This is a genomic window from Nitrosospira multiformis, assembly GCF_900103165.1.
Lineage (GTDB): Bacteria > Pseudomonadota > Gammaproteobacteria > Burkholderiales > Nitrosomonadaceae > Nitrosospira > Nitrosospira multiformis_D.
The window spans coordinates 920838-947273 of record NZ_FNKY01000001.1; the positions used below are offsets into that span (position 1 = coordinate 920838).

21 protein-coding genes and 1 pseudogene are annotated in these 26436 nt (G+C 52.1%); 11 read left to right on the forward strand and 11 right to left on the reverse strand.

The annotated features are described in order from the left end of the window. Positions 1-487: 487 nt before the first annotated feature. Positions 488-1570, forward strand: a complete 1083-nt coding sequence (gene dprA / locus BLR00_RS04170) for a DNA-processing protein DprA (protein ID WP_074630976.1) — start codon at positions 488-490, stop codon at positions 1568-1570. A 167-nt stretch (positions 1571-1737) separates the two neighbouring features. Next, the gene (locus BLR00_RS04175) at positions 1738-4281 is read left to right on the forward strand and encodes a DNA topoisomerase III (protein ID WP_074630977.1); all 2544 of its coding nucleotides are present in this window, start codon (positions 1738-1740) and stop codon (positions 4279-4281) included. 48 nt (positions 4282-4329) lie between these two features. Here the strand turns inward: BLR00_RS04175 and BLR00_RS04180 are convergent, their stop codons facing one another. Together BLR00_RS04180 and fabF are read right to left on the reverse strand one after the other, a co-directional pair. After that, complete coding sequence (locus BLR00_RS04180; protein ID WP_074630978.1) at positions 4330-4587, reverse strand: acyl carrier protein; 258 nt, start codon at positions 4585-4587, stop codon at positions 4330-4332. A 17-nt stretch (positions 4588-4604) separates the two neighbouring features. Next, on the reverse strand, positions 4605-5825 hold the full coding sequence (fabF, locus tag BLR00_RS04185) for a beta-ketoacyl-ACP synthase II (RefSeq protein WP_074630979.1): 1221 nt from the start codon (positions 5823-5825) through the stop codon (positions 4605-4607). A 946-nt stretch (positions 5826-6771) separates the two neighbouring features. Between fabF and BLR00_RS04195 the strand changes: the two genes are divergently transcribed. From BLR00_RS04195 to BLR00_RS16890, 7 genes are all read left to right on the forward strand, one after another. Further along, positions 6772-7926 (forward strand): N-acetyltransferase, encoded by a 1155-nt coding sequence (locus BLR00_RS04195; protein ID WP_176759932.1) that lies wholly within the window; start codon positions 6772-6774, stop codon positions 7924-7926. Positions 7927-7975: 49 nt separating this feature from the next. Next, positions 7976-8818: a nucleotidyltransferase family protein gene (locus BLR00_RS04200; protein WP_074630981.1), complete on the forward strand. Its 843-nt coding sequence runs from the start codon at positions 7976-7978 to the stop codon at positions 8816-8818. 38 nt (positions 8819-8856) lie between these two features. Next, complete coding sequence (lptF, locus tag BLR00_RS04205; RefSeq protein WP_074630982.1) at positions 8857-9933, forward strand: LPS export ABC transporter permease LptF; 1077 nt, start codon at positions 8857-8859, stop codon at positions 9931-9933. Next, positions 9930-10994: an LPS export ABC transporter permease LptG gene (lptG, locus tag BLR00_RS04210; RefSeq protein ID WP_074630983.1), complete on the forward strand. Its 1065-nt coding sequence runs from the start codon at positions 9930-9932 to the stop codon at positions 10992-10994. The genes lptF and lptG overlap by 4 nt, the downstream gene beginning before the upstream one ends. 189 nt (positions 10995-11183) lie before the next feature. Next, positions 11184-12407 (forward strand): CDP-alcohol phosphatidyltransferase family protein, encoded by a 1224-nt coding sequence (locus tag BLR00_RS04215; protein WP_308811298.1) that lies wholly within the window; start codon positions 11184-11186, stop codon positions 12405-12407. Positions 12408-12426: 19 nt separating this feature from the next. After that, positions 12427-13395: a diacylglycerol/lipid kinase family protein gene (locus tag BLR00_RS16885; protein ID WP_256324039.1), complete on the forward strand. Its 969-nt coding sequence runs from the start codon at positions 12427-12429 to the stop codon at positions 13393-13395. Then, a complete protein-coding gene (locus tag BLR00_RS16890) occupies positions 13392-14375 on the forward strand; it encodes a hypothetical protein (protein ID WP_074630986.1) in 984 nt (327 codons plus the stop codon). Before BLR00_RS16885 ends, BLR00_RS16890 begins: the two co-directional genes overlap by 4 nt. A 28-nt stretch (positions 14376-14403) precedes the next feature. Here the strand turns inward: BLR00_RS16890 and BLR00_RS04230 are convergent, their stop codons facing one another. From BLR00_RS04230 to BLR00_RS04245, 4 genes are all read right to left on the reverse strand, one after another. Beyond that, on the reverse strand, positions 14404-17061 hold the full coding sequence (locus BLR00_RS04230) for a glycosyltransferase family 39 protein (RefSeq protein WP_176759933.1): 2658 nt from the start codon (positions 17059-17061) through the stop codon (positions 14404-14406). Between the two features lie 217 nt (positions 17062-17278). Beyond that, positions 17279-17980, reverse strand: coding sequence for a 2,3-bisphosphoglycerate-dependent phosphoglycerate mutase (locus BLR00_RS04235; RefSeq protein WP_074630987.1), 702 nt, complete (start codon positions 17978-17980; stop codon positions 17279-17281). 564 nt (positions 17981-18544) lie between these two features. Beyond that, the gene (locus BLR00_RS04240; RefSeq protein ID WP_074630988.1) at positions 18545-19006 is read right to left on the reverse strand and encodes an HIT family protein; all 462 of its coding nucleotides are present in this window, start codon (positions 19004-19006) and stop codon (positions 18545-18547) included. Between the two features lie 56 nt (positions 19007-19062). Continuing rightward, entirely contained in the window at positions 19063-19854 is a 792-nt protein-coding gene (locus BLR00_RS04245) for a phosphocholine cytidylyltransferase family protein (RefSeq protein ID WP_074630989.1), read from the reverse strand. 372 nt (positions 19855-20226) lie between these two features. On the opposite strand from BLR00_RS04245, the pseudogene BLR00_RS16895 reads away from it, so the two are divergent. After that, positions 20227-20381: pseudogene (locus BLR00_RS16895) on the forward strand (IS5/IS1182 family transposase); the annotation flags it as partial. Positions 20382-20456: 75 nt separating this feature from the next. Here the strand turns inward: BLR00_RS16895 and BLR00_RS04250 are convergent. The 5 genes from BLR00_RS04250 to BLR00_RS04270 are packed head-to-tail and all read right to left on the reverse strand — an operon-like array spanning position 20457 to position 24546. After that, positions 20457-21098 carry an HAD family hydrolase gene (locus BLR00_RS04250; RefSeq protein WP_074630990.1) on the reverse strand — a complete coding sequence of 214 codons (642 nt, stop codon included), beginning with the start codon at positions 21096-21098 and terminating at the stop codon, positions 20457-20459. Further along, entirely contained in the window at positions 21095-22024 is a 930-nt protein-coding gene (locus tag BLR00_RS04255; RefSeq protein ID WP_074630991.1) for an NAD-dependent epimerase/dehydratase family protein, read from the reverse strand. Before BLR00_RS04255 ends, BLR00_RS04250 begins: the two co-directional genes overlap by 4 nt. Before the next feature lie 7 nt (positions 22025-22031). After that, positions 22032-22970 (reverse strand): phosphoglycerate dehydrogenase, encoded by a 939-nt coding sequence (locus BLR00_RS04260; protein ID WP_074630992.1) that lies wholly within the window; start codon positions 22968-22970, stop codon positions 22032-22034. Continuing rightward, positions 22967-23728 carry an HpcH/HpaI aldolase family protein gene (locus BLR00_RS04265; protein ID WP_074630993.1) on the reverse strand — a complete coding sequence of 254 codons (762 nt, stop codon included), beginning with the start codon at positions 23726-23728 and terminating at the stop codon, positions 22967-22969. Before BLR00_RS04265 ends, BLR00_RS04260 begins: the two co-directional genes overlap by 4 nt. Before the next feature lie 50 nt (positions 23729-23778). Further along, positions 23779-24546, reverse strand: coding sequence for a 3-deoxy-manno-octulosonate cytidylyltransferase (locus BLR00_RS04270; RefSeq protein WP_074630994.1), 768 nt, complete (start codon positions 24544-24546; stop codon positions 23779-23781). Between the two features lie 529 nt (positions 24547-25075). Between BLR00_RS04270 and BLR00_RS04275 the strand changes: the two genes are divergently transcribed. After that, a complete protein-coding gene (locus tag BLR00_RS04275) occupies positions 25076-26407 on the forward strand; it encodes a hypothetical protein (RefSeq protein ID WP_074630995.1) in 1332 nt (443 codons plus the stop codon). The last annotated feature ends 29 nt before the right edge of the window (positions 26408-26436 follow it).

Consider the following 26436-nt stretch of genomic DNA (forward strand, 5'->3'; position numbering starts at 1 on the left):
TTCTCCAAGCATAGGTCCATTATATCCTGATTTGGGCCGGAGGCTTGAGTCCGGCCAGCCCGTCGAAGACACCGATACGAAATCTCGGACAGTCTGACTGCCAATTTGTTGATCCAGACAATCGCTTAGAGGCCTCGCCGCGAGCTTTCTGAAAGAATCAATGGGTTCCTCTCGGTAATCAAAAAATGTTGTGAACTTGGGCCATTACGCAGTGCGATCACCGTACCATCCATTTGCACCTAAATCCGGCAGTTGGCCGCCCATTCATCAATCTGGAATTATGATCCGTAGAGAATTTTTGTGCCATTTTTGATTCTTGCTTCCTGGGTGCGTTCGCCCCGTCCAACTACCGGATTTAGGTTAAATCCATCTAAGTTAACTCACCAAAGCGAAGGTCAAGTGATGCAAAAAATTATTCCGGGTTATGGCGCCTGGAAATGGGCTGGAAAATGAGCGATCAAACTGCCGGATTCATGGATCGACTAAAATGAAGCCAATAGAGGATATCGAATCCTGGCTTGCACTTGGCTTGATTGATGGTCTTGGTGATGAGTCAATCCGGCGATTGCTGGTGGCTTTCGGCAGTCCCGCCGGTATTTTTTCCGCAAAAGCTGCCGCACTTGAGCGCCTGGTGAAGAAAAAGATAGCGGACAGCATTGTACAAGGGGGGGACAGAAAAAAAGTTGCGGTAACGCTTAAATGGCTCGAAGATCCTGCAAACTCGATTATGACGCTGGCTGATCCCGATTATTCTTCGATGCTGCTCAATATCGCGGATCCTCCTCCGCTTCTCTATCTCAAGGGGAAACGGGAGTTGCTGAGCTCACCCGCACTTGCTGTGGTCGGTAGCCGCAATGCCACACCTCAAGGGCTTTCCAACGCGGAAGCTTTTGCCGAGGCTGCAAGTCACGCGGGACTTTGCATTGTGAGTGGAATGGCGCTCGGTGTGGATGCCGCGGCTCATCGTGGGGGTCTGCGTGGCGCAGCAGCCAGCATCGCGGTAGTGGGGACTGGCCTGGACGTCGTTTATCCCGCACGCAATCGCGATCTTGCCCATGAGCTGGCGGAAAAGGGAGTGCTTGTTTCCGAGTTTCCATTGGGCACCCCCGCCGTAGGTAGCAATTTTCCGCGCCGCAACCGCATCATTAGCGGCATGAGCCGGGGTTGCCTGGTGGTGGAAGCCGCGCTGCAAAGTGGTTCTCTTATTACCGCCCGGCAGGCGCTGGAGCAGGGACGGGACGTATTTGCCATTCCCGGTTCGATTCATTCCCCCTTATCAAAGGGTTGTCACGCACTTATCAAACAAGGAGCGAAACTGGTTGAAAGCGCCGAAGATATTCTGGATGAGCTGGGATATCAGTTAGTACGAAGTACGGTCAACGACACGGATGAACCTGTCGCAGAAGAATCGCTGCTGCTGAAATATCTCGGCCATGACGTCGCCAACATCGATACACTGTGCACCCGTAGTGGCTTGACGGCGGAAACAGTATCAGCGATGCTATTATCGCTTGAACTGGATGGCGTGGTCGCCACGCTGCCGGGTGGATGCTACCAGCGGCTGCGGTAGTTATCACGGCGGATAGTCCAATCGTTCTCGCCATCCGTGTAATCCCGAAAAGGCAATTGAGCGTAAAGTAATTGTAATGCTTACGTAAATTGGACTGCGCCGCCCGATAATCGGGTGTGTGCTTTCTCAGAACTGCACCCCAACCACGGAATGTTCACAGGAGTTTCATGGGAAAAACCTTAATCATCGCCGAGAAGCCTTCCGTTGCCGCCGATATCGCGCGGGTATTAGGGGGTTTTACCAAGCACACCGATTACTTCGAGAGTGATCAGTATGTGTTGTCATCGGCTGTCGGCCATTTGCTTGAGCTTGCGGTACCGGAGCAATACGAAGTCAAACGCGGGAAATGGAGTTTTTCCAATTTACCGGTAATTCCACCGTACTTTGACCTTAATCCCATCGAGAAAACAGAGTCGCGCCTGAAGCTTTTAACCAAGCTCATCAAACGCAAGGACGTGAACGAGCTTATCAATGCCTGTGACGCGGGACGGGAAGGGGAATTGATTTTTCGTTACATTGCGCGTCACGCGGGAACCACGAAACCGGTGAAACGGCTTTGGCTGCAATCCATGACCCCTGCCTCAATTCGCGAGGGATTTACCAAATTGCTTGATGATGCTGCTGTTCAGCCGCTGGCGGAAGCAGCTGTGAGCCGCTCGGAAGCCGACTGGCTCGTGGGTATAAATGGCACTCGCGCCATGACCGCGTTCAATTCTCAGGAAGGCGGATTTCATAAGACCACTGTGGGACGAGTGCAAACCCCGACTCTGGCAATCCTGATTGAGCGGGAAGACACGATCAGGAAATTTGTTCCCCGCAATTACTGGGAAGTACACGGCACGTTTGCCGCTAAAGCAGGCATGTATAACGGACGCTGGTTCGACGAAAAGTTTTCAAAAGACAAAAAGGATAGCGAACAAAAAGCCGAGCGATTGTGGGATCAGGGCAAGGCTGAGGCTATCCGCGCCAAATGTCAGGATAAACCCGGTACCGTCAGCGAAGAAAGCAAGCCCACCACGGAAATCTGCCCGCTACTGTATGACCTTACCAGTTTGCAGCGCGATGCTAATGGGCGCTTTGGTTTCTCCGCCAAAACAACGTTAGGGCTGGCCCAGGCGTTATATGAGAAGCATAAGGCGTTAACCTACCCGCGCACAGACTCGCGTGCGCTACCGGAAGATTATATTGGAACCGTCAAGGATACCCTCAATTCATTGGAACAGACCCGTTACAGTATATTTGCCAAACAGATTCTCAAAGCGGACTGGGTCAAACCCAATAAGCGGGTGTTTAACAACGCAAAGATTTCCGATCACTTCGCCATTATTCCAACCTCGCTTGAACCCAAGGGTCTGAACGATGCGGAAGCGAAACTTTATGATCTCGTGACCAAGCGGTTCTTGGCCATTTTTTATCCTGCCGCCGAATTTCTTGTTACGACTCGAATCACCCGTGTGGAGAACGAGCCATTCAAAACCGAAGGTAAGGTAATGGTCAATCCTGGCTGGCAGGCGGTCTACGGCAAGGAAATTCATGCCGAGAGCGCAAATGCTGACTCGACTCTGGTTGCGGTGAATCCGGATGAACCGGTGCTTGCCAGGGAAGTTAACGTCGTCGCCAGTAAGACCCGGCCCCCCGCCAGATTCAATGAAGCCACGTTGCTGTCGGCCATGGAAGGCGCGGGTAAACTGGTGGAAGACGAAGATCTTCGGGAAGCCATGAGTGCGAAAGGACTGGGCACGCCCGCCACTCGGGCTTCGATTATCGAAGGCCTGGTGTTCGAAAACTATATGCAACGCGTGGGACGGGAATTGCAGCCTACCGCCAAGGCATTTTCACTGATTACATTATTGCGTGGACTGAAGGTGCCTGAATTGACCTCACCGGAATTAACGGGTGACTGGGAATTCAAACTCCGTCAGATCGAGCAGGGCAAACTCGAACGCCACAAATTCATGGAAGAAATCGCCGGCATGACGAATCATATGGTGACACAGGCGAAAAGTCATCGCGGTGAAACCATAAGCGGAGATTTTTCCACGCTTAAGTCCCCTTGCCCCAAATGCAGTGGCATCGTGCAGGAGACTTACAAGAAATTTCAGTGTCAGAAATGCGATTTTGCGTTATGGAAAATTCTGGCCGGGCGGCAATTCGAAACTGAGGAAATGGAGCAACTGATCACCCGGCGCGAAGTGGGTCCGTTGCAAGGCTTTCGTAGCAAAATGGGGCGGCTGTTTAATGCTAACATCAAGCTTACCGACGAATTTGAAATGAAATTTGATTTTGGTAGCGACAATGAGGAAAGCGCCGAAATTATCGACTTTTCCGGCCAGGAATCACTGGGGAAATGTCCTCGCTGCGGTGGCAGGGTATTCGATCATGGTATGAGCTACACGTGTGAGAAAGCTGTCGGTTCGGCGCGCACCTGCAATTTCAAAATTGGAAAAATAATCCTTATGCGTCCTCTTGAACGCGAGCAGGTCGAAAAACTGTTACGTACCGGTAAAACCGATTTGTTGCCAAAATTCATATCCAAGAAAGGAAGGCCATTCTCAGCTTATCTGGTGGCGGGTGCCGAGGGAAAAGTGGGATTCGAGTTTGAGCCCAGGGAATCAAAAACAAAAACAACAGCGGCAACCACAGTAACTAAGGCGGCAAGACCAAAATCCAGGACATCCGCCGTTAAGAAAACTACTGTCCGGAAATCATGATAGTTTCGATAGGCTACGCTGGAACGCTGCAAATGCTTGTTGGGTGCCTCATTCCTCGGTAGACGGTACCTGATTTTTTTCAATATAGGACACAATATCTCCGACGCAGGTAAATCCTTTCGCTTCTTCGCTATCAAAATTAATACCGAATGTATCTTCCGCATCGAACAAAAGTTGAATCGTATCCATGGAGTCAAGTCCGAGGTCTTCAAATTTCGAAGACCTGTTTATGGTGGAAGCATCCAGGTTCTCCACTTTCGTCGCGATAAACTGTATTACCTTTGCTTCAATATCCACTGTATCCATAGTCTGGTTCCGTTCCTTCATTCAAGGGTTGTGAAGATAATACTTGCATTGTTGCCGCCAAATCCAAAAGCATTACATAGGGCGCTCCGTGGGTTCCTCTGTTGTGCGCGGTTGGGTATGTAATCAAGATCGCATTCCGGATCAGCCTCATCAAGATTGATAGTCGGATGTACCGTACCGGTATGAAGAGCCATGATAGCAGCGATGCTGCCGATGGCAGCCGATGCGCCGATAGAATGTCCAACCATGGATTTGGTGGCACTGATGGCAATATCTCCGGCCCGGTCGCCAAAGAGATTTTTAATGGCACGGGTTTCCACGGTATCTCCAAGGGGGGTGGATGTCGCGTGTGCATTGATATGGTCGATGGAGTCGGTGTTCATGCCGGCGTCCATAACTGCCGCCCGCATTGCGGTTATCTGGCCTTCCATGTCCGGCATTACGATATGCGTCGCATCGCATGCCTGTCCATAGCCAGCCAGGCAGGCATATATTTTTGCCCCTCGATGTTGGGCCTGTTCTTCCCTCTCCAGGATAAGTACGCCCGCGCCTTCCGCCATAACGAATCCATCCCGGCCCTTGGCGAAAGGCCGGGATGCTCGTGCTGGATCAGTGTTGGAGCCGATAGTCAGCGCATGCAATGCTTCGAAACCCGTCATGGTCAGCGGTAATACGCAACCTTCCGCGCCCCCGGCAATCACGGCGTCGGCTCTTCCCGTCCGTAAAAGGTCAAGAGCCATGCCGATTGCGTTGGCTCCGGAAGAGCATGCCGTGCTGCAGGTCAGATTCACCCCTTTCAATTGATGTTTGATCGCGATCCAGGCAGCCGCGGAATTTGCCATGGTTCGAGGTACCGTGAACGGCGGTATAGGCTGATTTCGAAACTTGCGCATGGCGGAAGATTCAAAGGTGGCGAATCCGCCCATTCCTGAACCTATGCTTACGGCCAAACGCTGCGGTGCATACGCATCCAGGCCACCCGCGTCTTCCAGCGCGAGTTTGGTGGCCAGTAGCGCCAGTTGGGTGAATCTGTCCGTTTGCTCCATATACTTGGCTGTCAGAAAACTGGCGGGATCGAACCCCGGGATCTCTCCCGCCACTCGAGAGCGCTGACTGGATGCATCGAAACCCGTAATCTTTCGGATACCACTGACACCATTGACAGCCGCTGTCCAAAATTGGTCAACGCCTATGCCAATTGGCGAAACAATACCCATTCCCGTAACGACTATGCGCATACACAACCAGGATTAGTCATCAAATTCGAAAAACAGCGCAAGAAAGAAATAAAGTGGACAGTTTTGCGCGACAAAATCAGCGATTCTATCTGTCGCAGTTCTGAAATTAAAAGGACTATTTGATCTTCGAGCCTGCTATCGGGTTTCTTGAAATCGCGAATTACTGCGCATTAAATATGACGGGGAACAGGTACCTCAATACAGCCCCCATGATCCAGATAATAAGTATTAGACTACCGATAACGGCCAATCCCTCGGCAATTGCCGATATGAGCGTTGCACCAAGGCTGTCGAATTCCTGATCCCCGGATTCGTTACGCCGGCGGACTCGACGGTGTCTCACCCACATCTGCAACATAAAGACGACAGGGATAAGAGCCAGAGAAATTAACAGGCTATATTCAGGACTATCCATCAATCATTAACCTCTTTGTAAAGTATGGCCAGGGAATTTTAACTATTTTTCTTGTGGCCTGTAAGGCTGTTAATAATCACTTTCCCTCTATTTTTCACTTGCGGGTAACTACTCAGCATTGTATTTGTTAAGTAGAAGGAACAGCGCTTCTTTTGAAGATTCAGACGAGGCGTTATCGCCCCTGACCTGCATACTCGCGAATTAAGCGCCTTTGTCACAAGTAAATGATATCGCAAATGCCCCAATGGTAAAATTAACAAAAGTATGAATTTCAATGCCCAATCTTGGCCCGATGAGCAATAGAAGGTTTGTTGAAATCCGGTTTGCCGTTAATCAGTAATTATAATAGCACACGTCATCAATGTGCCATCGAGTTAACGCACCGGGCGTCAAACGGACGTTGATAATGGGTAAGGCCGAATGAACGAAACTCAATAGCCGATTAAGTTTGCCTGGGCTCTAACCGGATACTGTGGTCTTTGACATACGATATTTTAGCGTAATGGTTTCCTTGATTATTCATATTCCGTCATGAATGAAAAGCCTGGTCTGCCAATAGGCGGTGCTGTAGTCGTACGCCCGGTCACAAGTTATCGTGAGATGGGGATATTTATCGATATTCCCTGGCGCATATATGCGGATGACCCGATGTGGGTACCCCCTCTGCGCCTGGAGCGGCGACTGCATTTCTCCCGATTCAATCCATTTTTCAAACACGGAGAATGGCAAGCATGGATTGCATACCGGAACAATCAGCCGGTGGGGAGGATCTGTGCCCAAATTGATCAACTGCACCGGCAGCGCTATGGTGAGGATACGGGTCATTTTGGTTCGCTGGAAGGGATGGATGACACGGAGGTATTCGCTGCGCTTCTACATACTGCTGAGGAGTGGCTGACTGCCCGGCATACCCGGCATGTCAGCGGACCATTCAATTTATCCATCAATCAGGAGTGCGGCATCCTGGTGGAGGGTTTCGATACGCCGCCGATGGTGATGATGCCGCATTCCCGCGTATGGTACGGTCGATTACTCGAAGAGCAAGGCTATCAACCGTTGCGGGATCTGCTTGCCTATTGGGCGGAGGTTGACCATAAGATGCCCCGATTGATGAATACCGTGATTGAAAGATTTTCCGGACAGGTACGGTTACGTACACTACGCCGCGACAAATTTGGCGAAGAGATGGAAATATTGCGTGATATATTCAATGATGCCTGGTCGGAGAATTGGGGCTTCGTTCCTTTTACCAAAGCCGAATTTGCCGAGCTTGGCAGCAGTCTTCGTCTGCTTGTGCCCGATGAGTTCATTCAGATTGCCGAAGTTGAGGGTCACCCGGCGGCATTTATGGTCGGATTGCCCAACCTTAACGAAATATTCGCCGAGCTTAATGGCAGTTTGTTTCCATTCGGCTGGATGCGAATGATCAACTACCTTAAATCCAGAGGGGTTTGTACCGGCCGGATACCGTTGATGGGAGTACGCAAGCAATTTCAGAGCTCCCCGATCGGCATGGCGCTGGCGATTATGATAATCGATGCGCCGCGGCAGGCAGCGCTTTCCAGAGGGATCCAGGCGGTTGAACTGTCATGGATACTTGAGGATAACAAGGCAATGCGTGCAATCCTTGATTACCTGGGTTGCCGGCAGTACAAGCGTTACCGGATTTTTGGCAAGACGTTGTAATCGATAGTTGACGAACAAGATGGTGTCAGAGTGAGAATCAAAGCGTGCGATGAATAAAACTGATCAATTTACCGCCATCGTGCTGGCCGCGGACCGCGCAGCGGGTGACCCGGTGGCGGCTAAAACGGGCATGGCCTGCAAGGCGTTTGCACCGATCTATGGAACACCGATGATCATTCGCGTGCTGGATGCGCTGGAAGCCAGTAATATGGTGAAGACGATCATCATATGTGGACCGCCCAAGTCCGCAATCCCCGGTTGTCCCGAGCTGGAAAGGCGAATCGCAAGCGGGCGGGTCATCTGGCTGCCGAACCTGGATTCCCCCAGCCGCAGCGCCGATAGCGGACTCATGCACATCGATCAGAACGCTCCGGTATTACTGACGACAGCCGATCATGCTTTATTGACGCCTTCAATTGTGCGCTACTTCTTAGGTGAGTCGCAAAAGGCGGATAGCGACGCCACGGTGGGGGTGGTTAAATATGAAGATGTCGCCGCTGCATTTCCCGGCGTAAAGCGAACCGTCATACGTCTGCGGGATGGCGGCGTCTGCGGCTGCAATCTTTATGCATTTCTTAATCCTCGTGGCCGTGGTTTGGTGTCGTTCTGGCAGCGGGCGGAAGACCTGCGCAAACATCCGGGAAAATTGATCGCACAGACTTTCGGCCTTACGCCTGTATTCCTGTACCTATTTGGGTTATTGACGCTCGACCGCGGGTTAAAAGCTGTTTTGGCCAAAACCGGGATCAAGGTACAGCCGGTATTTTTACCTTTTCCCCAGGCCGGCGTTGATGTCGACAAGGTGGAGGACATGCTGCTTGTGGAGTCCGTCCTGGCGGGAGCAGTGACGCTTGCTCAAAAGAAAACAGACTCGCCTGACCAGTTTCCATAGCATATGGCCGTTTCAGCACCACCTGGCGAGAAGAATCCGTGAAAATAATAGAACGATATATTACGCGTGAATTGTTGATACCGTTTACGGTAGTGATCATCATTTTGGCGGCATTATTCTCAAGTTTCAGCAGTGCTCGTTTTCTGTCAGCTGCTGTCACAGAATCGCTGGGTATTGCCGCCATGCTGAAGCTGATACTGCTGCGGACGCTGATTGCCCTGGAAGTACTGATGCCGATCGCTCTTTACGTCGCTATTGTCATGGGTCTTGGGCGGCTGCACAGGGATCAGGAAATTAATGTATTACGTTCCGCCGGTGTCAGCGATAACCGCATAATTTATGCTGTACTCATCGTTGCCATTCCCGTGGGAATTATCAGTGGTGTACTTTCTATCTTCGTACGTCCATGGGCCTATGAAGAAAGCTATATCCTGAATGCGCAGGCGGAGGCTGAATTAAATATGGATCGATTCCAGGCCGGGCGTTTCTATGGAAGCGAAGGCAGCGGCAGAGTCATCTATCTTCAGACCAAGGATAGCACCGGCAAGGAGATGAAGAATGTATTTCATTACATCAGAAAGAAAGACAGCAGCGAGATTATTGTAGCCAAAGAGGCTCATCCGCAGGAGCCGGCAGCCGGCCAACGCCCTCAAATTAATTTGCTTGATGGCGCTACTTACCGGCTGATGCATTCCGAAACGAGAGATATGGTGGTCCGGTTCGAGAAGCTGGTATATTTTACCGATAGCGGCAATGTGCTGGATTACAAACGCAAGGCCGCCACCACCATGGTGTTGCAGAAATCTGATCAGCCACGCGATATTGCGGAATTCCAGTGGCGGCTTTCACGTCCCATTGCCACCATTCTGCTGGCACTTATTGCCATCCCATTCAGCCGCGCCTCACCTCGCCAGGATAAGGGTGAAAAAACTTATTATGTTGCAGCTTTGGTTTTTGCGATTTACTACATCCTGAATGGATTGGCTCAAACATGGGTGGAGCAGGGAGCCATCGGCAGAGTACCGGGTGTCTGGTGGCTTTACGTCTTGATGTCCATGGTTGCGTTCAGCTTGCTATCGCCCGGTTTCTGGCGGAAGCTATTCCGGCGCCAATGAAAATAATTAATCGCTACCTTGCCCTACAGGTTTTAATGGGGCTGGGCATCGCTACCGCGGTACTCTTGCCGTTATTCAGCTTTCTCGACCTGTTGGATCAGCTGGACGATGTAGGAAAAGGGACTTATCGCATCCAGGATGCGTTCCTGCATACCGCGCTATTGCTGCCACGCAGGTTTGTCCAACTTGCACCTTTTATTGCGCTGCTGGGCAATGTGATTGCGTTGGGACGGCTGGCTGTTAACTCCGAACTGACCGCATTACGGGTAGCGGGTGTTTCTCCCATTCGTATCAGTCTCGCTCCACTGGGAGTTGGACTGATTCTCTTATTATTCATGGCCGTACTGGAACAATTTGTCGCGCCGCAACTTCAGCAGAGGGCTATTTCGTCCCGTGCGGTTGCGCTTGACAAGAGCGCGGCTCTTGGCAAGAATTTGGGCATCTGGACCCGGGATGAGCGGAATATATTACGTATCGGTGAGATGCTGCATGCAAAAAAGGCTGCGGATATCGAGGTAATGCATTTTGACGATAACGGGTTCCTGCTCACCTATACCTATGCCAAGTATGCGGATATCATCGCTGATCATCTATGGGAATTAAGCGACGTCACCATCAAGACATTTACTGAACAACGCATCGAGTCCGCGAGTACAAAATCGATGAACTGGAGATCATTTCTGAATCCGGATGATATTTCGACACTGACCAAGTCACCTGAGAGTCTTTCTCCCATCGAGTTGTTTCTGCATGTGCGTTTCTTGCGCGCGACCGGTCAGGAGGCGGATGCCTATGCACTGGCTTTGTGGCGGAAGGCGGGCGGAGCATTGACAACCATTGCAATGTTGTTGCTTTCCATTCCCTTTGTTTTCGGATCGGTACGGACGGGCCTTGGCAATAAGCTGGTGCTCGCATCCATGCTTGGAATCAGTGTTTACCTGTTTGATCAGGTTATCGCGAATGTGGGTTTATTGCTGCATTTGAATCCTGCGCTAACTGCTCTCGGTCCTGGGCTACTGTTGATTGCCCTTGCTAATTTCTGGTTGCGGCGGGTTTTTTAGCCGCTTGCTTATTATTTCCCATTAGAGTAAAAGGATTCGGCACTCGTTCCGGATGGCGTATTGCCGTGGCAGTGAGACGGCATATATTTCGATCTGTGCGTCCCTCCACACGACCAGCAGCCACTACGAACATAGCAGGTCATTCAATGATTTCAAATCCAGACACAGACAACGACCCGGAATATCCCAGTGATAACCTACATCTATATCCTCGGAGATAGTGAGACGAATATCTGGGGCCTGAGTGGCCGCGAGCGACTGCAACGGATGTTAAAGGCATTTAAGCAGACCAGAGTGATCGATAGTCCCGAGCAGATTCCAGCACGTGCGCCAGCATTATTCTTACGGGCAGATCATTTGTTTGATGCCAGAGTCCTGATGGCGTTAGTTAACACGCAAGTGAACCTGGTGCTTAGCAGTGACGCAGGCCAGCCGGTCGCAATCCGGATTACTGATGGAGATATGCACCATGCGCTGGCGAGTTTCATGGACGGGGGGAAAGGAGAGTCTTTCTCCACCTTGCCTCGTTATACCCTAAGAGATTTGAATCTGTTGGGTCTTCAGCAAACTCTCAAGAAAAGGGATCTGCCCTACCTATTACCTATCAGTAGAGATAACTGCCGGCGGCTGGAGTCAGAACTCTTTGCCCGATCGTACAAAGGCGTGACCGACCTCGTGACGAAATGGCTCTGGCCCATACCCGCATCCTGGGCTGTTCGCGTTTGTGTGCGCTTCGGTATACGGCCAAACCAGGTTACGCTGCTCAGTCTTGTGTTTGCAGTGCTGGCTGGGGTTGCCTTCTGGTACGGCCACTATGGCATAGGTCTGGTGATGGGATGGCTGATGACCTTTATGGATACGGTCGATGGGAAGCTGGCGCGAGTAACCGTCACCTCAAGCCGTGTTGGAGATGTGCTCGATCACGGCCTGGATATTATTCATCCACCGCTATGGTATATGGCCTGGGGTGTAGGCTTGACAGCAGCACTAACGCAGACAGCCGACTTGCCAATGATGTTCTCGTTGATACTCATCGGTTATGTGGGTGGCCGATTGTGTGAAGGAGTTTTCCAGTTTTGGATCGCATCATTTGATATTTTTATCTGGCGCCCACTGGATTCATTTAACCGGCTCATTACCGCACGGCGTAATCCTAACCTGATCCTGTTGACATTCGGCTGGTTTATAGACCGGCCGGACATCGGGCTCTGGTTGGTAATTATCTGGCATCTTCTCTCCACCCTCTTTCTTGCTGTTCGGGTAATGATGGGTTGGCAAGCACGGCGGGCGCACGGGCCTTTACGATCATGGTTTGAGGACATTGTACCTGGCGAGGATGAAGGGAAACTGGCGGTTCGTATTTTTGCACCCTTGGCAGTTAGGAAAAATGATAGAAAATTCACGGATAGATAGATTGAGATCTGGGGGGGCTATGATCGGATTGCTTTTCAATCCTCTCAGCGGACGTATTCGCAAGCGCAAGGATGCAATAAGGCGGGTACTCGCCGAGATTCCGGGTGCAACCTGCAGTGAAGTCACGAACGAACCTGAGATTAACGCATCGGTGGATGCTTTTGTACGGGCAGATGTTGATTTGCTGGTAATTATTGGTGGAGATGGTACCGTACAGGGAGTCTTGTGTCATTTGTTTGCAACGCAACCACTCGCAAGATGGCCTGCACTAACGATTATCCCGGGCGGTACCACCAACATGACAGCGCTGGATCTGGGTATCTGCGGTAAACCGGAATTTATTCTCCAGCAATTGAAGGGGGATCTGCTGAAGCAAATCCCCCCGGTATTTTTACAGCGCCATGTGCTGTGCATTGAACAAGCCGGGGTGGCAAAGGTTTATGGAATGTTTTTTGGTGTCGGATTGATTGCCCGCGCTGTGATATTTTCTCAGAGCAAGATAAAACAGTTGGGCATTACCGGAGAAATTTATTCAGGTCTTATTACAGTTGTTTATCTTATTGGCCTGATTTTCGGGCGTCGTCACGGAGCCTGGGCACCGGTCCGGATGTCAATTATCGAGAGGAATATTGAGCTGCATCATGGAACCTATGCATTTCTCTTCGCCAGCACCCTGGATCGCTTGTTGTTTGGCATGCGTCCGTACTGGGGAAAAGAGGAGGAACCGCTTCATATAACATTTGTTCGGCAGAAACCGAATCGTCCCTTACGTTCGCTATTGGCGCTACTTTCAGGCCACGGAGGCTCCCTTAAAGAGCAAGACGGTTATCATAGTTGCAATACCGGGGCGCTGGAGCTGTTGATCGATGACGATTACATCGTCGATGGCGAATCCTACCGGGCATCAAGCGAGAATGGACCATTGCGTATTACAGCAGCCGGTCCAATTACCTTCTTGGGAGCCGGTAAGGTAAACTCACAGTCATGACAGACCACGCCTCGATATTTGATCAACCCATTCCCAACAATCTAGTCGCCGAGATTGCTTCGCTGAGCTCAAGGGCTGTATCAGCGGATTTTCTTGTTCTGGTTGAAGCATTGAAATCACGGTTCGGCTCATCGCTGGAGGCCGTTCTCCTTTATGGATCCTGCCTGCGGTCCGATGATCTTGGTGATGGCGTCGTGGATTTCTACGCTATCGTAAACAGCTACGGTAAAGCTTACCCAGAGCGTTATCTTGGATACCTTAATGCGTGGTTGGCACCCAATGTGTTTTATCTCGAGGTATCCGCACCGGGACATACGCAGGAAAAGAAATTCCGCGCCAAATACGCCGTAGTCTCAATGACAGATTTCGAGCAAGGCACTTGGCGCTGGTTTCATCCGTATCTGTGGGCACGCTTTGCCCAACCTTCCCGATTGTTGTACGTGCGTGACGAGACCATCCGCAAGCATATTTACACTGCGCTGGCCCGCGCTGTCGTGACATTTCTGAAATCCAGTCTTCCCATGCTGAACTCGTCCGTGGCGAACGTTGAAGCAATCTGGGTCAACGGTTTGACGCAGACCTATGCAGCCGAACTGCGGCCCGAACGTGCGACGCGAGCGCAACAGCTTGCCCAGATCAATCTGGATGATTACACACGGTTGACCGAGCATGCGGCGCCGGTATTAGTGGGCATGCTGGAGATGTTGCCGGACGGGGACTATCGATGCCTGATCAATGCAGCGGACCGTCGGCGTGCGCAATGGCGCTGGCGATTACGCCGCTGGCAGGGCACGGTCCTGTCGGTGCTACGGCTGACAAAGGCGGCATTTACCTTCAGCGACAGCATTAGTTATGCTGCATGGAAGATCGAACGCCATACTGGAGTGCGCGTTGAGGTGACGCCCATGTTACGGCGGCATCCGGTGCTATGGGGTTTTAAGGTTTCGTGGCAATTGTTGCGGCGTGGAGTAATACGCTGATGTAGCTGTTATCTACAAGCAACTACTATTAAGGATTTTTACCCAAATACCCCTGTGCAATGCGGTAATATATCCGCCGCAATGGTTTGCCGTCAGGTGTGGCTACTCGCTGTTCCTGTATCGGTCCAGGCTGTACGAGCATCCGGCCAATGTCAGGGATTCTTCGGGTACGCTCGAGCTCGTGGTCCCTCATTCCCACCAGGATGATTGGCAGGGACGTGGGCGGCTCCGATGGATACCAGAAATCGTACATGGCGCCGCTGTCGCCAAACATATTGCGCGAGCGTATCTCCATTGGTTTGCCGCTGCGATTGTAAAAGGAAAGGGAGGCGGCCACCGACCATTTACTCATTCCTACCACAATGGGCTCTTGCCCCGTTCGTTGTCGAACTTCCGCTACAACCTGCTCGATTTCCCTAGTGGCCTCCCGCCAGAAATAGTGTTCCGACAAAAAGTTATAGGGGATGCCGGGGATGCCGAGCACCACGTAGTGCAGTACAAATGCGTAGAGAAAGATGCAAACTGCAATGGTAGGTTTCCAGGCCGCTTTCACACGGCGTGCGAGGGTACTGAAATCGCCCGCCTGACCCATCAACCAAGCCATGGTTGGCAGCAGCGCAAGCCATGCCGGTCCAGTCCAGTGAAACCGCTGCGACTCGGAAATACTGAGAACGAAGAACACTGCCAGCGGCACGCCGGCGAATACTCGTACGAATAGTCGGCGCCTGCGTGCATAGGTGCTGGAGTCGCGCTCGGTTCGCGGCCAGACCGCCATGATTGCGGCAAGCAAGCCCACCGGCGTCAACAGGACCATAAGATGGAGAAATAATAGATGTGCCGCAAATTGATCTTCACTTCCTCCCTTGACCCGGTTTGACTGGAACATGATCGACGCCCAATTATTGTCCATATTCCAGATAATGACGGGCGAGAACATCAGAAGGGCAAGCGCGGCGGCGAGGTATGGCTGCGGACGGCGTAGCCAGCGGCGTGAGGCGGGGTCTAGAATCACGAACAACAGCGCCGCCGGTCCCAGCAGGCCCAGCGTATACTTGGACAGTATCCCCAGGCCGAATGCAATGCCCATACCCAGCCAGGCTGAACGTTGATCAGCGATCAATGCCCGTTCCATGTAGTACAGTGTCGCGGCCCAGGCGGCCACCAGCGGCGCATCCGTTGTCATCACCATGCCGGTGGAAAAATAAAACGGCAGTATGGCCAACAGCAGCACTGCGCGCATGCCGGTGGATTTGTCGTACAGGTTGCGTGCCAGCGCATATAGGTAGCCCATTGTTATCAGGCCGCAGATGAATGCACCGATGCGAACGCCGAACTCCGTATCGCCGAAGATGGCGGTGCCCAGCCAGATCAGCCACGCCACCATGGGTGGGTGATCGTAAAAGCTCAGTTCCATGTGCTGGGCATAATTCCAGTAGTAGGCCTCATCGGGAATCAGCTGTGCCTGGCCCAGGTAGATCAGGCGCAGCAATACGGCAAAGGCGACAATGCCGAGCGAGGCTACCCGCCAGCGCACATCCGCCGAGGGAAGGTCCTGCTGGACAGGGAACACGTAGAAGGCGCTACCGAGATACTGGAGGGCGGCCGTGACTGCGACAGCGGGAAATATCGCCAGCATGGGGGCCATATGCCAGCCATAGACCAGCCATGCCAGGACCCCGCCGCGCATCAGCAAGGTGAATAGCCCCATCGTCAGGAAACGGCCAAAATGAGACCATCGCGGATAGCCTGCGGGGGGAGGCTGGAACGTCCATTTCGAGTTGAGCGGGTAATTCACCGCGGCGGCGGCGAAGAAACTCACGATGTGCGCCAGCGCGAGGCCGGCACCCCGGCTCATGAGCCACTGGAACAGGAGGATGTCGATAACGAGACCCAACAGCCCCACCGCCGCAAACCGGCCGGTGCTGCCGAAGGAAACCGTGCCGCCAGCCAGTGTCACCAGGCGTTTCAGATCAATCCATTGGGAATGGAACGATAGCCTGGCGGTGCCATGTGTGCGCTGCTGAAAGCAAACAGGCACTTCCACGACTCTAAGCTTGCCCTGGCCGGCCATGAGCAGTTCGAGCAGGGTTTTATATCCGCGAGCGCGTTCGGTGAGAGTGGCGGCCAGTTCCCGGCGGAAGGCAAAGAATCCCGAAGTGGTGTCACTCACATCACAGAGAGAGCGGGCACACCAGTCCCCCAGGCGCGACAGCCATTGGCGGTGTGGCCATCCCCCGGTGCCGCCGCCTGGCACATGGCGGCTCCCGACAGCCACGTCATGGCTGCCGTCCAGCAGCGGGGCCACCAGAGCGGGCAGTCGCTCAGGCGGATGACTCGGATCCATCACGACGATGACATCACTCTGCGCCAGCGCCACACCCGCCAGAATCGATCCTGCCAGGTCCGGCTGCTCATGCCGCTCGATCAATCTCACGTTCGCCTGCGCCTCCCAGGCGCGCACCCGGCTGGGAGTTCCATCGCGCGAACCATCATCGACAAAAATGACTTCAAAACTACCCGATGCCAGATCCAGTGCAAACAGACGCGTCAGTAATGGATCTATGTGGTCTGCTTCGTCAAGCGTGGGAATCACCACGGAAAATCGTGTCAAGAATACCTCTGAAGATTGAGCAACAGACCTGCCTGCCTGCAAGGTGGCAACATTATGCCGGGTGAAATACTGCATGCCTTGCTACACATTTCAGGCATGATACCGTTTGGCTTCCGAAGTAAGCTTGTTAATCCAATTCAAATTTTTGACGAACACGGCTAGGCGGCTTGCGACCGTTGAAACACACCGGGATTTATGTTCGGCACCTATCGCTATTCCGGCTATCGCCTGTTACCGGGAAGGCCAGAGCATAGAGCTTCCAGGAAAGCTAAGCTTGGTACTGAACATGTGACTACGCGGACTGGCGATCAGCATAGTAATGCTGAACAGGACCCAGTTCATGATCAAGGTTGTATACCAACGGACGTCCCGTTGCTATGGATAATTTCATGAGTTGGGAAACGGACAATCCATCCAACTGCATCATCAATGAGCGTAAGACGTGCCGGTGAGATACGACGAGAACCCGCTTCCCACGCAGGATCTCGGGTACGATGGTTTCCTGCCAATAAGGCAAGACCCGTGAATGAGTCTGCTGCATGCTCTCCGCAAGCGGCAATTCATTCTTGTCAACATCTGAATAACGGAGCTGATTTCCTGGACAACGGGCATCATCGGGACCCAGTGGGGGAGGTACTGCAGTAAACCGCAACTGGGGGCTCAGGACGGGCCATATGCCAAATTTCCCGATAGCATTAATACGATGAACTCCCTCCAGCGCGCCATAGTGGCGCTCATTCAAGCGCCAGCTCTGCCGTGTGGTCAATCCGTCAAGCCCCATCGCCGACAATACGATACGCGATGTGTCAGTGGCTCGTCTAAGTTCCGAAGTAAAACATATGTCGAACTCACAGCCCGCCTCTTTGAGCAGCCGACCGGCCTGCTCCGCCTGATGCTCACCCCGGTGACTCAATGCGACATCGTTCCAGCCGGTAAAATACCCATCCCGGTTCGAGATGCTTTCCCCATGTCGCAACAAAACAAGTTGTATCATCGTTGACTCATTTCACAAATCATATCGGTGGTGTCCCGTTAAAGGTTTAACAAATTTAATTGGTTGTTAACTGGTTGTTGAAGCCGGTCTGTCCGGGAATGTCGCCAGTGGCTGTGAAGACTTACTGTAGCCGGGTTCTCTCGAATACAAAGATCCGCAGGATTTGCAGCAATGTGTAGAGCGAAGCATCAACTGGAAGTTCCTTTTCGACGATAGCAAATCAGTACGCAGGCTGCGCGAACATAGCATTACCCGAATTCATAAGCAACCCTGAAGAATTAATTTCGGAAAATTATTCGAAAATGAATCAATTTACTTTAAATCGGCACCAAGATAACCTGCTTGAGAATCCTCGCCAGCGCTTGATCTCCACGTACTCACTGCTGTTTTAACCGGATACCATTGAAATCAATTGTTGTTTGTTAGCGGCCTCGAGTTGCAAATCCAGCAAACCATAAAATCGCAATAGACTTGTGCGCTCCCCGCCATATAAATCCCGACTTGCCTGAAATGTTTGTTTTTATCGAGTTTAGGCTCTTTTCCCCTATCACGGTGGCGTGACGCTTATGTCCAGCGGGGCAAAATGTAATCGATGATATGCTGGTTAGTTTCAGCATTGGTTTCATTTGGCCGATGGAAATCAGGCGCTCCAGGCCAACCGAAGTCGATAAACTCCAGGCCATGAAAATTCTTTGCCTTTGCGTAACGCGGAATAACATGGAAATGTACGTCTGGATCAACCATCATGAGCATCAGATAATTAAGTTTGTCGTAATTAAACGCTTTTGCTAAAGCAGGTTCCAGCTGCGCTGTTATTTTGTGAAGCTCGGTAAAGCTCTCTTGACTAAGCTTGGAGAATTTATGAACCGGCTCATGAGCGACCAGAACCAGGGAACCAAGCGTTAACTGCACTGGCCGGAGCATGACGCTCCAGTATTGATATTGATGAATGATTGTTTGGGGTGCCCCAAACTTTCGCATTGTTGCGTTAAAGATCGGGGCATCCGGCGGCGGCGAACTAACCATTCAAAAATCCCTATACTTTGCGAGGAACTCGTAACGCGCTGGCAAATTAGAAGTGACTAACCTGTGCAAAGACGGTTATGCAGCACTTTATCTTGATTTATTTTGCTAAAAAGTGCCTCCGCCTTTTCCAGGTCCCCGGCAAAATCAATTTCACATGAGAAGTGCTCGGACACAAAACACGTATTCACTAATTGCTTGGCTGCCAGAGCATCTATGATGGAGAGATACCAGAATTTAAGCTTTTCTTGATCCCGCAGTGCCTCTTCGACCGCATTGCGAAACAGTTGTGGCCCGTGCTCCCGAAAAAAAATAAGTCCGATGGACTCGCAGTCGATTTGATTCGCGGATAAGCTCTTACTTACATGCTTGACCCATCCCCTCTTGTCCAACTGAACCTTCATGTCGTCTGCATCGTAGATGGGTTTGTGACTTACGCTGAGGGTAATGGGTGCGGAGGCCGAGTTCAACACCTGCATCAGTAGCGCCTTATCAAAAATAGTATCTCCATTCATGAGCAGAAAATCACGATCCATGACAGAGCGTGCAATCCAGCAACTGGCCAGATTGTCCGCAACCTCGAAGAACGGATTAAAAATCGTATGAATCCGTGCTCGATTTTCATAGCTTTGCAACAGGGCTTCAACCAGACTGGATTTAAAACCGGTGACGACAGCGATGTCATGAATTCCGGCAGCGAGTAACGCATCAATCTGCCATTCAATAATTGGCCTGCCCCCGATTGGTAACAAACACTTTGGAATGTTTTCAGTTAGCGGCAGCAATCGCCGCCCCTGACCCGCGCTGAGAATAATCGCTTTGATAGGGCTTTTTTCTTTGTTGCCAGTCATATCCGGTAGCCCTCTGAATATTCAAAAATGCCACAAACTATGCGTACTGAATCATTTTCCGCGTCATCCATGCAAGTCTGGGGCCAGCCTGCATTCCTTAACGCTTCACGCCCAGATTAAACTGGGGTTGGTTTAAAGGCATCATTCACCCCGTAGCGGCTTCACCCAAAGAATGAAAGTCAAAATGGTACGAAATATTGTTATTTATCATAACACTGATCTATCAAATGAGCGATAATTACCGGATTTAGTTGGATCTATTATAATCAATAACTGACTGATCATAATAGATTAATTGTTGAATTGTGGCGGCTGGATGTGCCGGTTCCTGATAAAATCGGTGTAATTTCTTGCAAATATAGCGAGGGTTACATGGGCCCAAAGCCGAATACGCCGCGAGTAATGACTTGTTCCGCCAGCGGTTGGATGAACTGGTTAACCCGAGGCACCCTCTGGCGCAGCTCGCGCAGTACATCGACTGGCGCATGGTATGGAGTGGTTACTGGCCTAGATCATCAGGGCGGCCGCATCGGCCCGACGACACACAAGGAAGGGCTGATGTCGGCATGCGTACCATTAGAACAGCAGCAGATTGATTTTTCTCAGGTGAGCAATGGACTCAGATCGGGTAACGTATTGACCTCTGCCGGAAAGGGGTTGTCATCCCCTGGGCGTACTCTTCCCAGAAATGCTATCTTGTTCGCCTGCGCACTCTGATAATCAATCAGCGCATCCCCTATCATCAGTACCCGTTCAGGAGAAAGGGCGTGGGACGACAGAATATCCGCGATGAGCATTTGTTTTGGCGTAGGGGAACCGCGCACCGCGGTGAAATAGGGTGCCAGGCCGCGACGCATAACAATCGTCTTAAGCTCTGCTTCCGGCGTACCGGATGCGATAAATAAAGGTATTCTTGCGGCCTCTTTACGAATCAACTCGGCTGCACCAGGGACGGTCTCGCTGGCAATGACCGCCTCGACCACCAATTCGGAGAAACGTTGATCCAGTAGCTGCTCTTCATCTGGTGTCAGCGGAGGTTTCTTCAATAAGTGTTGTTGAAAATAATGAAATTTCTGGTAACGGGACATTCCGCCGTTTGCGCTGTGATACTGCATCACCGCGGTCATTACCGTTTCACCATAGGTCCGATAGAGATTGCCGAAGGCTTGTGTCTTGATGTTTCCAGACTCAACCACCACACCATCGAAGTCGAAAATGATGGCTTGCCAGTGCGCTGTCTTCATGCCTTATTGTCGGATGCCAAAGGTGTGGCCTCGTCATCTTCGCTGGAGTGATGCATGGCTTTGTGAATGTCCCTGAGGCAATCAAGCAGGCCTTGGCCAAGATCGACATGCTCATTAAGCACCAATTTGCGACCGATGCGGGGTTGAAACGCGTAGGGAGTCACCTCATAGTGATGCACTGCACTGCCCTCGTCGAAATTCAATGCTATTTCCCAGGGCATGATCTCCGAGATCATCTTCATGACGTCCCTGATCCGTAGTCTTTCCTGTCCGGTCAGGATCAAATGGCGATTGGCAAACTCCGGTGCCAGCACCTGTACACTCATGCGCGCCGCGTCTTCCACATGGATGTATTCGCGAAGCGCTTCACCCGTACCATGGTAGGTTATCGAATGCCGTTCAACGGCTTCATGCAGCATCCGGTAGATCCCGTTGCGGGCATCGGCACGCCTGCCGTACAGAGATCCATAGCGCAAAATACTATAGTCCAGTCCATAGCGCTCATGGTAGGTTTCTATAAAACGCTCCGCCGCCTGCTTACTGGCACGGTAAAACGAACCAGACTCGGAATAAACATAAATCGTGCTGGCGAAGACGAAGCGGCGAGCTCCAGCAAGACGAGCAGCTTCCAGCGCATGCATATTACCCAATACATTGATCGTGGCGGTAGCCAGCGGCTTGTCATGAGCTTCATCGATATCCGCGATCGCGGCAAAATTATAGACGACGTCCGCGCCCTTGGCCGCTTCCGTCACCTGATCAAGATCCATGATGTCGCCAATGATCATTTCCTGATCGTGACCCTGATAGCGTGATGGGCACCGGTCAAACAGGCGTACCCGGTAGCCGGCGGCGGATAATGCGTCAGCAACATGGCTGCCAAGAAAACCACTGGCGCCATACACGATAGCGATTTCGTTAGCCATTCCTGTATTACCCGTCTTTCATTAAACCAGCTTTAATCAGGCCTTGCCACAGATTCTCCGCCGCCTCGATTTCCATGCGCAGACGCGATTCCCTGGCAAGCGAACCAATATGTGAGGTGAGAATAGCGTTGTCACATTTGATCAATGGACCGTGATAAGGTTCCTGCTCGAAAACGTCGAGTGCGGCCGCACCTAGCTGCCCGGAAGTCAGAGCCTCAGCCAGGGCGGTTTCGTCAATAAGGCCGCCACGGGCCGTGTTTATTATCACGGCGCCGGGTTTCATGCGTGCGAAAGTCTCCCCATTCAGCAAATGGTGAGTGTCGGCGTCATAAGTCAGGTGCAGGCTCACGATATCCGACTCTGCCAGAAGCTTCTCTAGCGGTACCAGCTCTATTCCTTGCGGCGACTGGTTTACATAGGAATCATGCGCCATAACCCTGGCATCAAAAGCCTGGCATAAACGGGCAACCCGCCGGCCGACGCGCCCCAAGCCAATGATGCCTACCGACTGGGCAGCGAGCAGCTGGCCCTGAGTCCTTGGCCATTCTCCCGCGCGCAGTTGTCGATCAATCTGGCATATCCGACGCAACGCAGCCAATATCAAACTCATGGTAAGTTCAGCCACCGCCTGGGCTGGCGCCTCCGGGGTATTAAGCACCGCGATCCCGTAGCGTTTCGCCGCCGCCAGATCGACACTATCCAGGCCGCTCCCGCAGCGGGAGACCACTTTCAGTTTTTTTGCGGATGCGAAAACACGTTCCGTCAGAGGCTCTATGCCAGCTATCATCCCGACAGTCTCCGTACCCAGCAATTCAATAGTTTCATCTTCGGTCAGCTTGCGTTTATAGGGATTACCGGCAATATGCATTCCCTCGTTTTGCAAATGCTGGATATGGGGATTGTTGTCCACATCAAACGATGAGGTGGAAATAACAAGCTTGTTCATAATGATGCCCTTATATTCTGCATATGACCGCGGCAAAGTGTGTCGAGGATGCGAATGTCCAAACCATAGCCAAGAAAGTTGAAACCAGCGTCAATATTGCGCCGCAATGCCTCCGGGTCCGGCTCGACCACGTGAATGCCTCCAGGTTTGCCTAATCGGCGTCCAGCCTCCCTGACTTTTTCTATCGCAGATTGAACGTCCGGATAATCGAGCTCGCCCGGCCGTCCCATGGAACCCGACAAATCGTAAGGGCCGATGATATAGGCATCAATGCCGGGAACGGAAAGAATGGAATCAATGTCATTGACCGCATCTATATGTTCAATCATGGCCACGATGATGGCGTTATCTTCCAACCAGTGACGGTATTCTTGAAATCTTGCACCATAACCTTGAGCGCGCGCCAGGCCGACTCCGCGCCGGCCTCGGGGCGGATAATAAACAGCTTGTACCGCAGCCTCGGCGTCAGCGGCGGTTTTGACCATGGGCACCATCACACCCGCTGCGCCGGCGTCCATAACCCGCTTGATCTGGTCAGGGTGATTCGACGTCAGTCGTACGATCGCCGGGCACTGTTGACCGTCGAGCACCTGGATCAGCATTTGAACTTCGCTGAGCTCCAGAACACTGTGCTCCATATCCAGTACCAGCCAATCAAACCCTGCGGCAGCCATGATTTCGGCAATTGCCGGATGTCCTAACGTAACCCATGAGCCGATGGTTAGGGCATTCCGGGCCAGTTTTGATTTTAATTGCATAGGTATTCCTTATGGTAACTACTTGAACGCGTGTTGGGAGAGTACCTGGTTCAATACGAGCTTAGCAGAGGATCGGCTGCCATCAATCCGGCTACACGTTCCAGATCGGCCTGCGTGTCCACCGCCTGAGTATTGAAGCTCGTTCTCACCATCTTCACGCGATAGCCATGCTCCAGCAGTCGTAGCATGTCCACGGACTCCAATTGTTCTAATGGAGTGGGCGGCAACCGGGAGAACTCGATCAATGTTTCACGCCGGAATGGGATAATGCAAACTTGTTTATAGGCGCAGGTATGCACAAAATTTGATTGAGCAAGTTGAGCGGAAGCAGGAGCGGTCGGTATCGGCTGCCGTGACATATATATGGCATCACCCTGTTGATTCATCACTACTTTAATGGTGTTGACGTCATAGAAGTCAGCCTTGTTATCGATACTGCGCACCAGGTTGACACAGCCCAGTTGCGGATCATGGCGGAATGGCTCCACCGCGGTGTCGATCATTTCCGGATGGGTCATCGGTTCATCGCCCTGTACCATAACAATCAGTTCTGCATCAATCCCGGCGGCAGCCTCGGCAACCCGATCACTGGCGCGTTCATGGGTGTCAGCGGTCATTATCACGGGGGCGCCAAAATCCTGCGCCGCTTGCCGGATTTCCTCGTCGCAAGTGGCTATGTAAGTAGCATCGAGAGAGTTACTCAGGGCAACGCGCTTGTAAACATGTTCCAGCATGGTCCGGCCTAATAGCCTTGAGAGCGGTTTGCCGGGAAAACGTGACGAACCCATCCGGGCCGGTATTACAGCGATTGTTTTCATTGGTTATTTCACATTCTATTGGAGTTTGTATTTGTAGAGATGCCCTTCTCCATCTGACCGCCAATTGTTTAGCCTTGTGCGTCAGTGGTAATGGAGTTCGCGTGCCCTGGTCGCTATCCTACCATCAGAGGAGATACTCTGTAATAATTTGAAAAAGTTTCCACCTTATGGAATTGCTGAATATGCCTTCCATGGAGCGGATATCGGGAGATTTTTTTGCCAGTTGGATACAGAATTGCAAAACAGTGATCAAAGTGCCGTTATGCTCATTACGCGTTGTGGCCTATGACTAAAATATGCGTATCCATGCGCCTCGATCGATGCCCATTCAGTCATGATTGTGCCACCGAATATGGCTTAGGTTGATTATATAGCCATACTTCCGACACCATTCAGACGCCTGTACTGGTAAACGAATATCCGCGAGTGTACAATTACGCCCTTTTCGCCACTCAAGATTTATCTGATTATTCAATTAAATGATGGATATACTGTCTGTCCTTAACATCCCGGAGCTAAACGTCCGGGTATGAAAGCTCTTTTTTTTCTCCGTCATTATAACGACATTGATCATATTACCCCGGTCATCTACAAGTGGGTTGATTCGGGTCATACGTGCGATATTGTGCTGATAGGCAAGTCGCGGTTTCGCAATGACTACCGCATTGAATTTCTGCGCAAGCTCGATGGCGTGCGCATGGCCCACATCAGAGACCTGTTGCCGCCGGTTGAATTTGTCCGCTGGTTTCTGCAGACGCTGATACTGATCCGCAACGTGCGCCGCCCTTACCTGGCGCCGATAACGGCAGCCCTGGCGAAGTCATATGATGCCGGACGGCGCGCACCGGTGTGGCACAGCACTGCCCAGCGCCTGCTGAAGCGCAGCTTCGGCGGGCCCCATGAAGGTGCCTCCGAAGGCGTGGTGGTATTTGACTGGATAGAAAGGAACTCCTCCATCTGCGTGGAATGGGTAGCGGTCATGCTCTCGACAGCACGCGCCATGGGACTTGGCACCGTATCGCTGCCGCATGGAGACAGCCCGCATGCGAGCCAGCTGATCCGGCGGCGAGAACTGCGCCTGGAGCCTGATACCACCTTTGCCAATGCGGGGATATTCGACAAAGTGGTAGTGCCGAATGAACTGTGCTCGGTGCGTTTCCGGCCCTTCATGGACAACCGGAAGCTGGCCGTCCTGGGCTCGCCGCGCTACTGCGACGAATGGCTCGCCAAGCTGGCCACCCTGATGCCGCCCTCGCCGCTGACCCGCTCCGATAGCCGGCTCAAAGTCGTCATCTTCCTGAGAAAGAGCAACTTTTCCACATTCTGGGAAGAAGTGGGTGAAGTGGTACGCATCGTGGCCGGCTTCCCGGGCGTAGAACTGATCATCAAACCGCACACTCGCGGCGGCTTGCAGCAATCCCTGACCAAGGACGCCTCTCTGCGGCGTTTGCCGAACGTGAGCGTGGCCGGTGACATCCACTCCATCTACCTCATGAACTGGGCGGACGTCATCATCGACCTGGCCACCTCGGTGGTATTTGAAGCGGTCAAAGCCAAGAGACCGGTGCTGGCGGGGGATTACCTGCATGCGGGACGCTCCGCGCTGGCGGAATATCTGCCCGAGACGGAACTGCGCTGCCGGGATGATGTTTACCGGCAGATCGAAGGATTTCTTAGCCACGGCTGCGACAATTTTTACATTGAAGCGCACCACCAGCGCTTTGTGAAGGAAATGATCGATGTGGGAGACCCGGACGTACTATCCCGCTATGTGGCGTTGCTGGAAGGGCAAGGGCGGCCACCAGCCAGCCAGGATCAGTCTTGTCCGGACGAACGTGCCGTGAATCTCGCCGTTGGATGACCTCATGACTTGGCAGGGTCTTTTTCAAG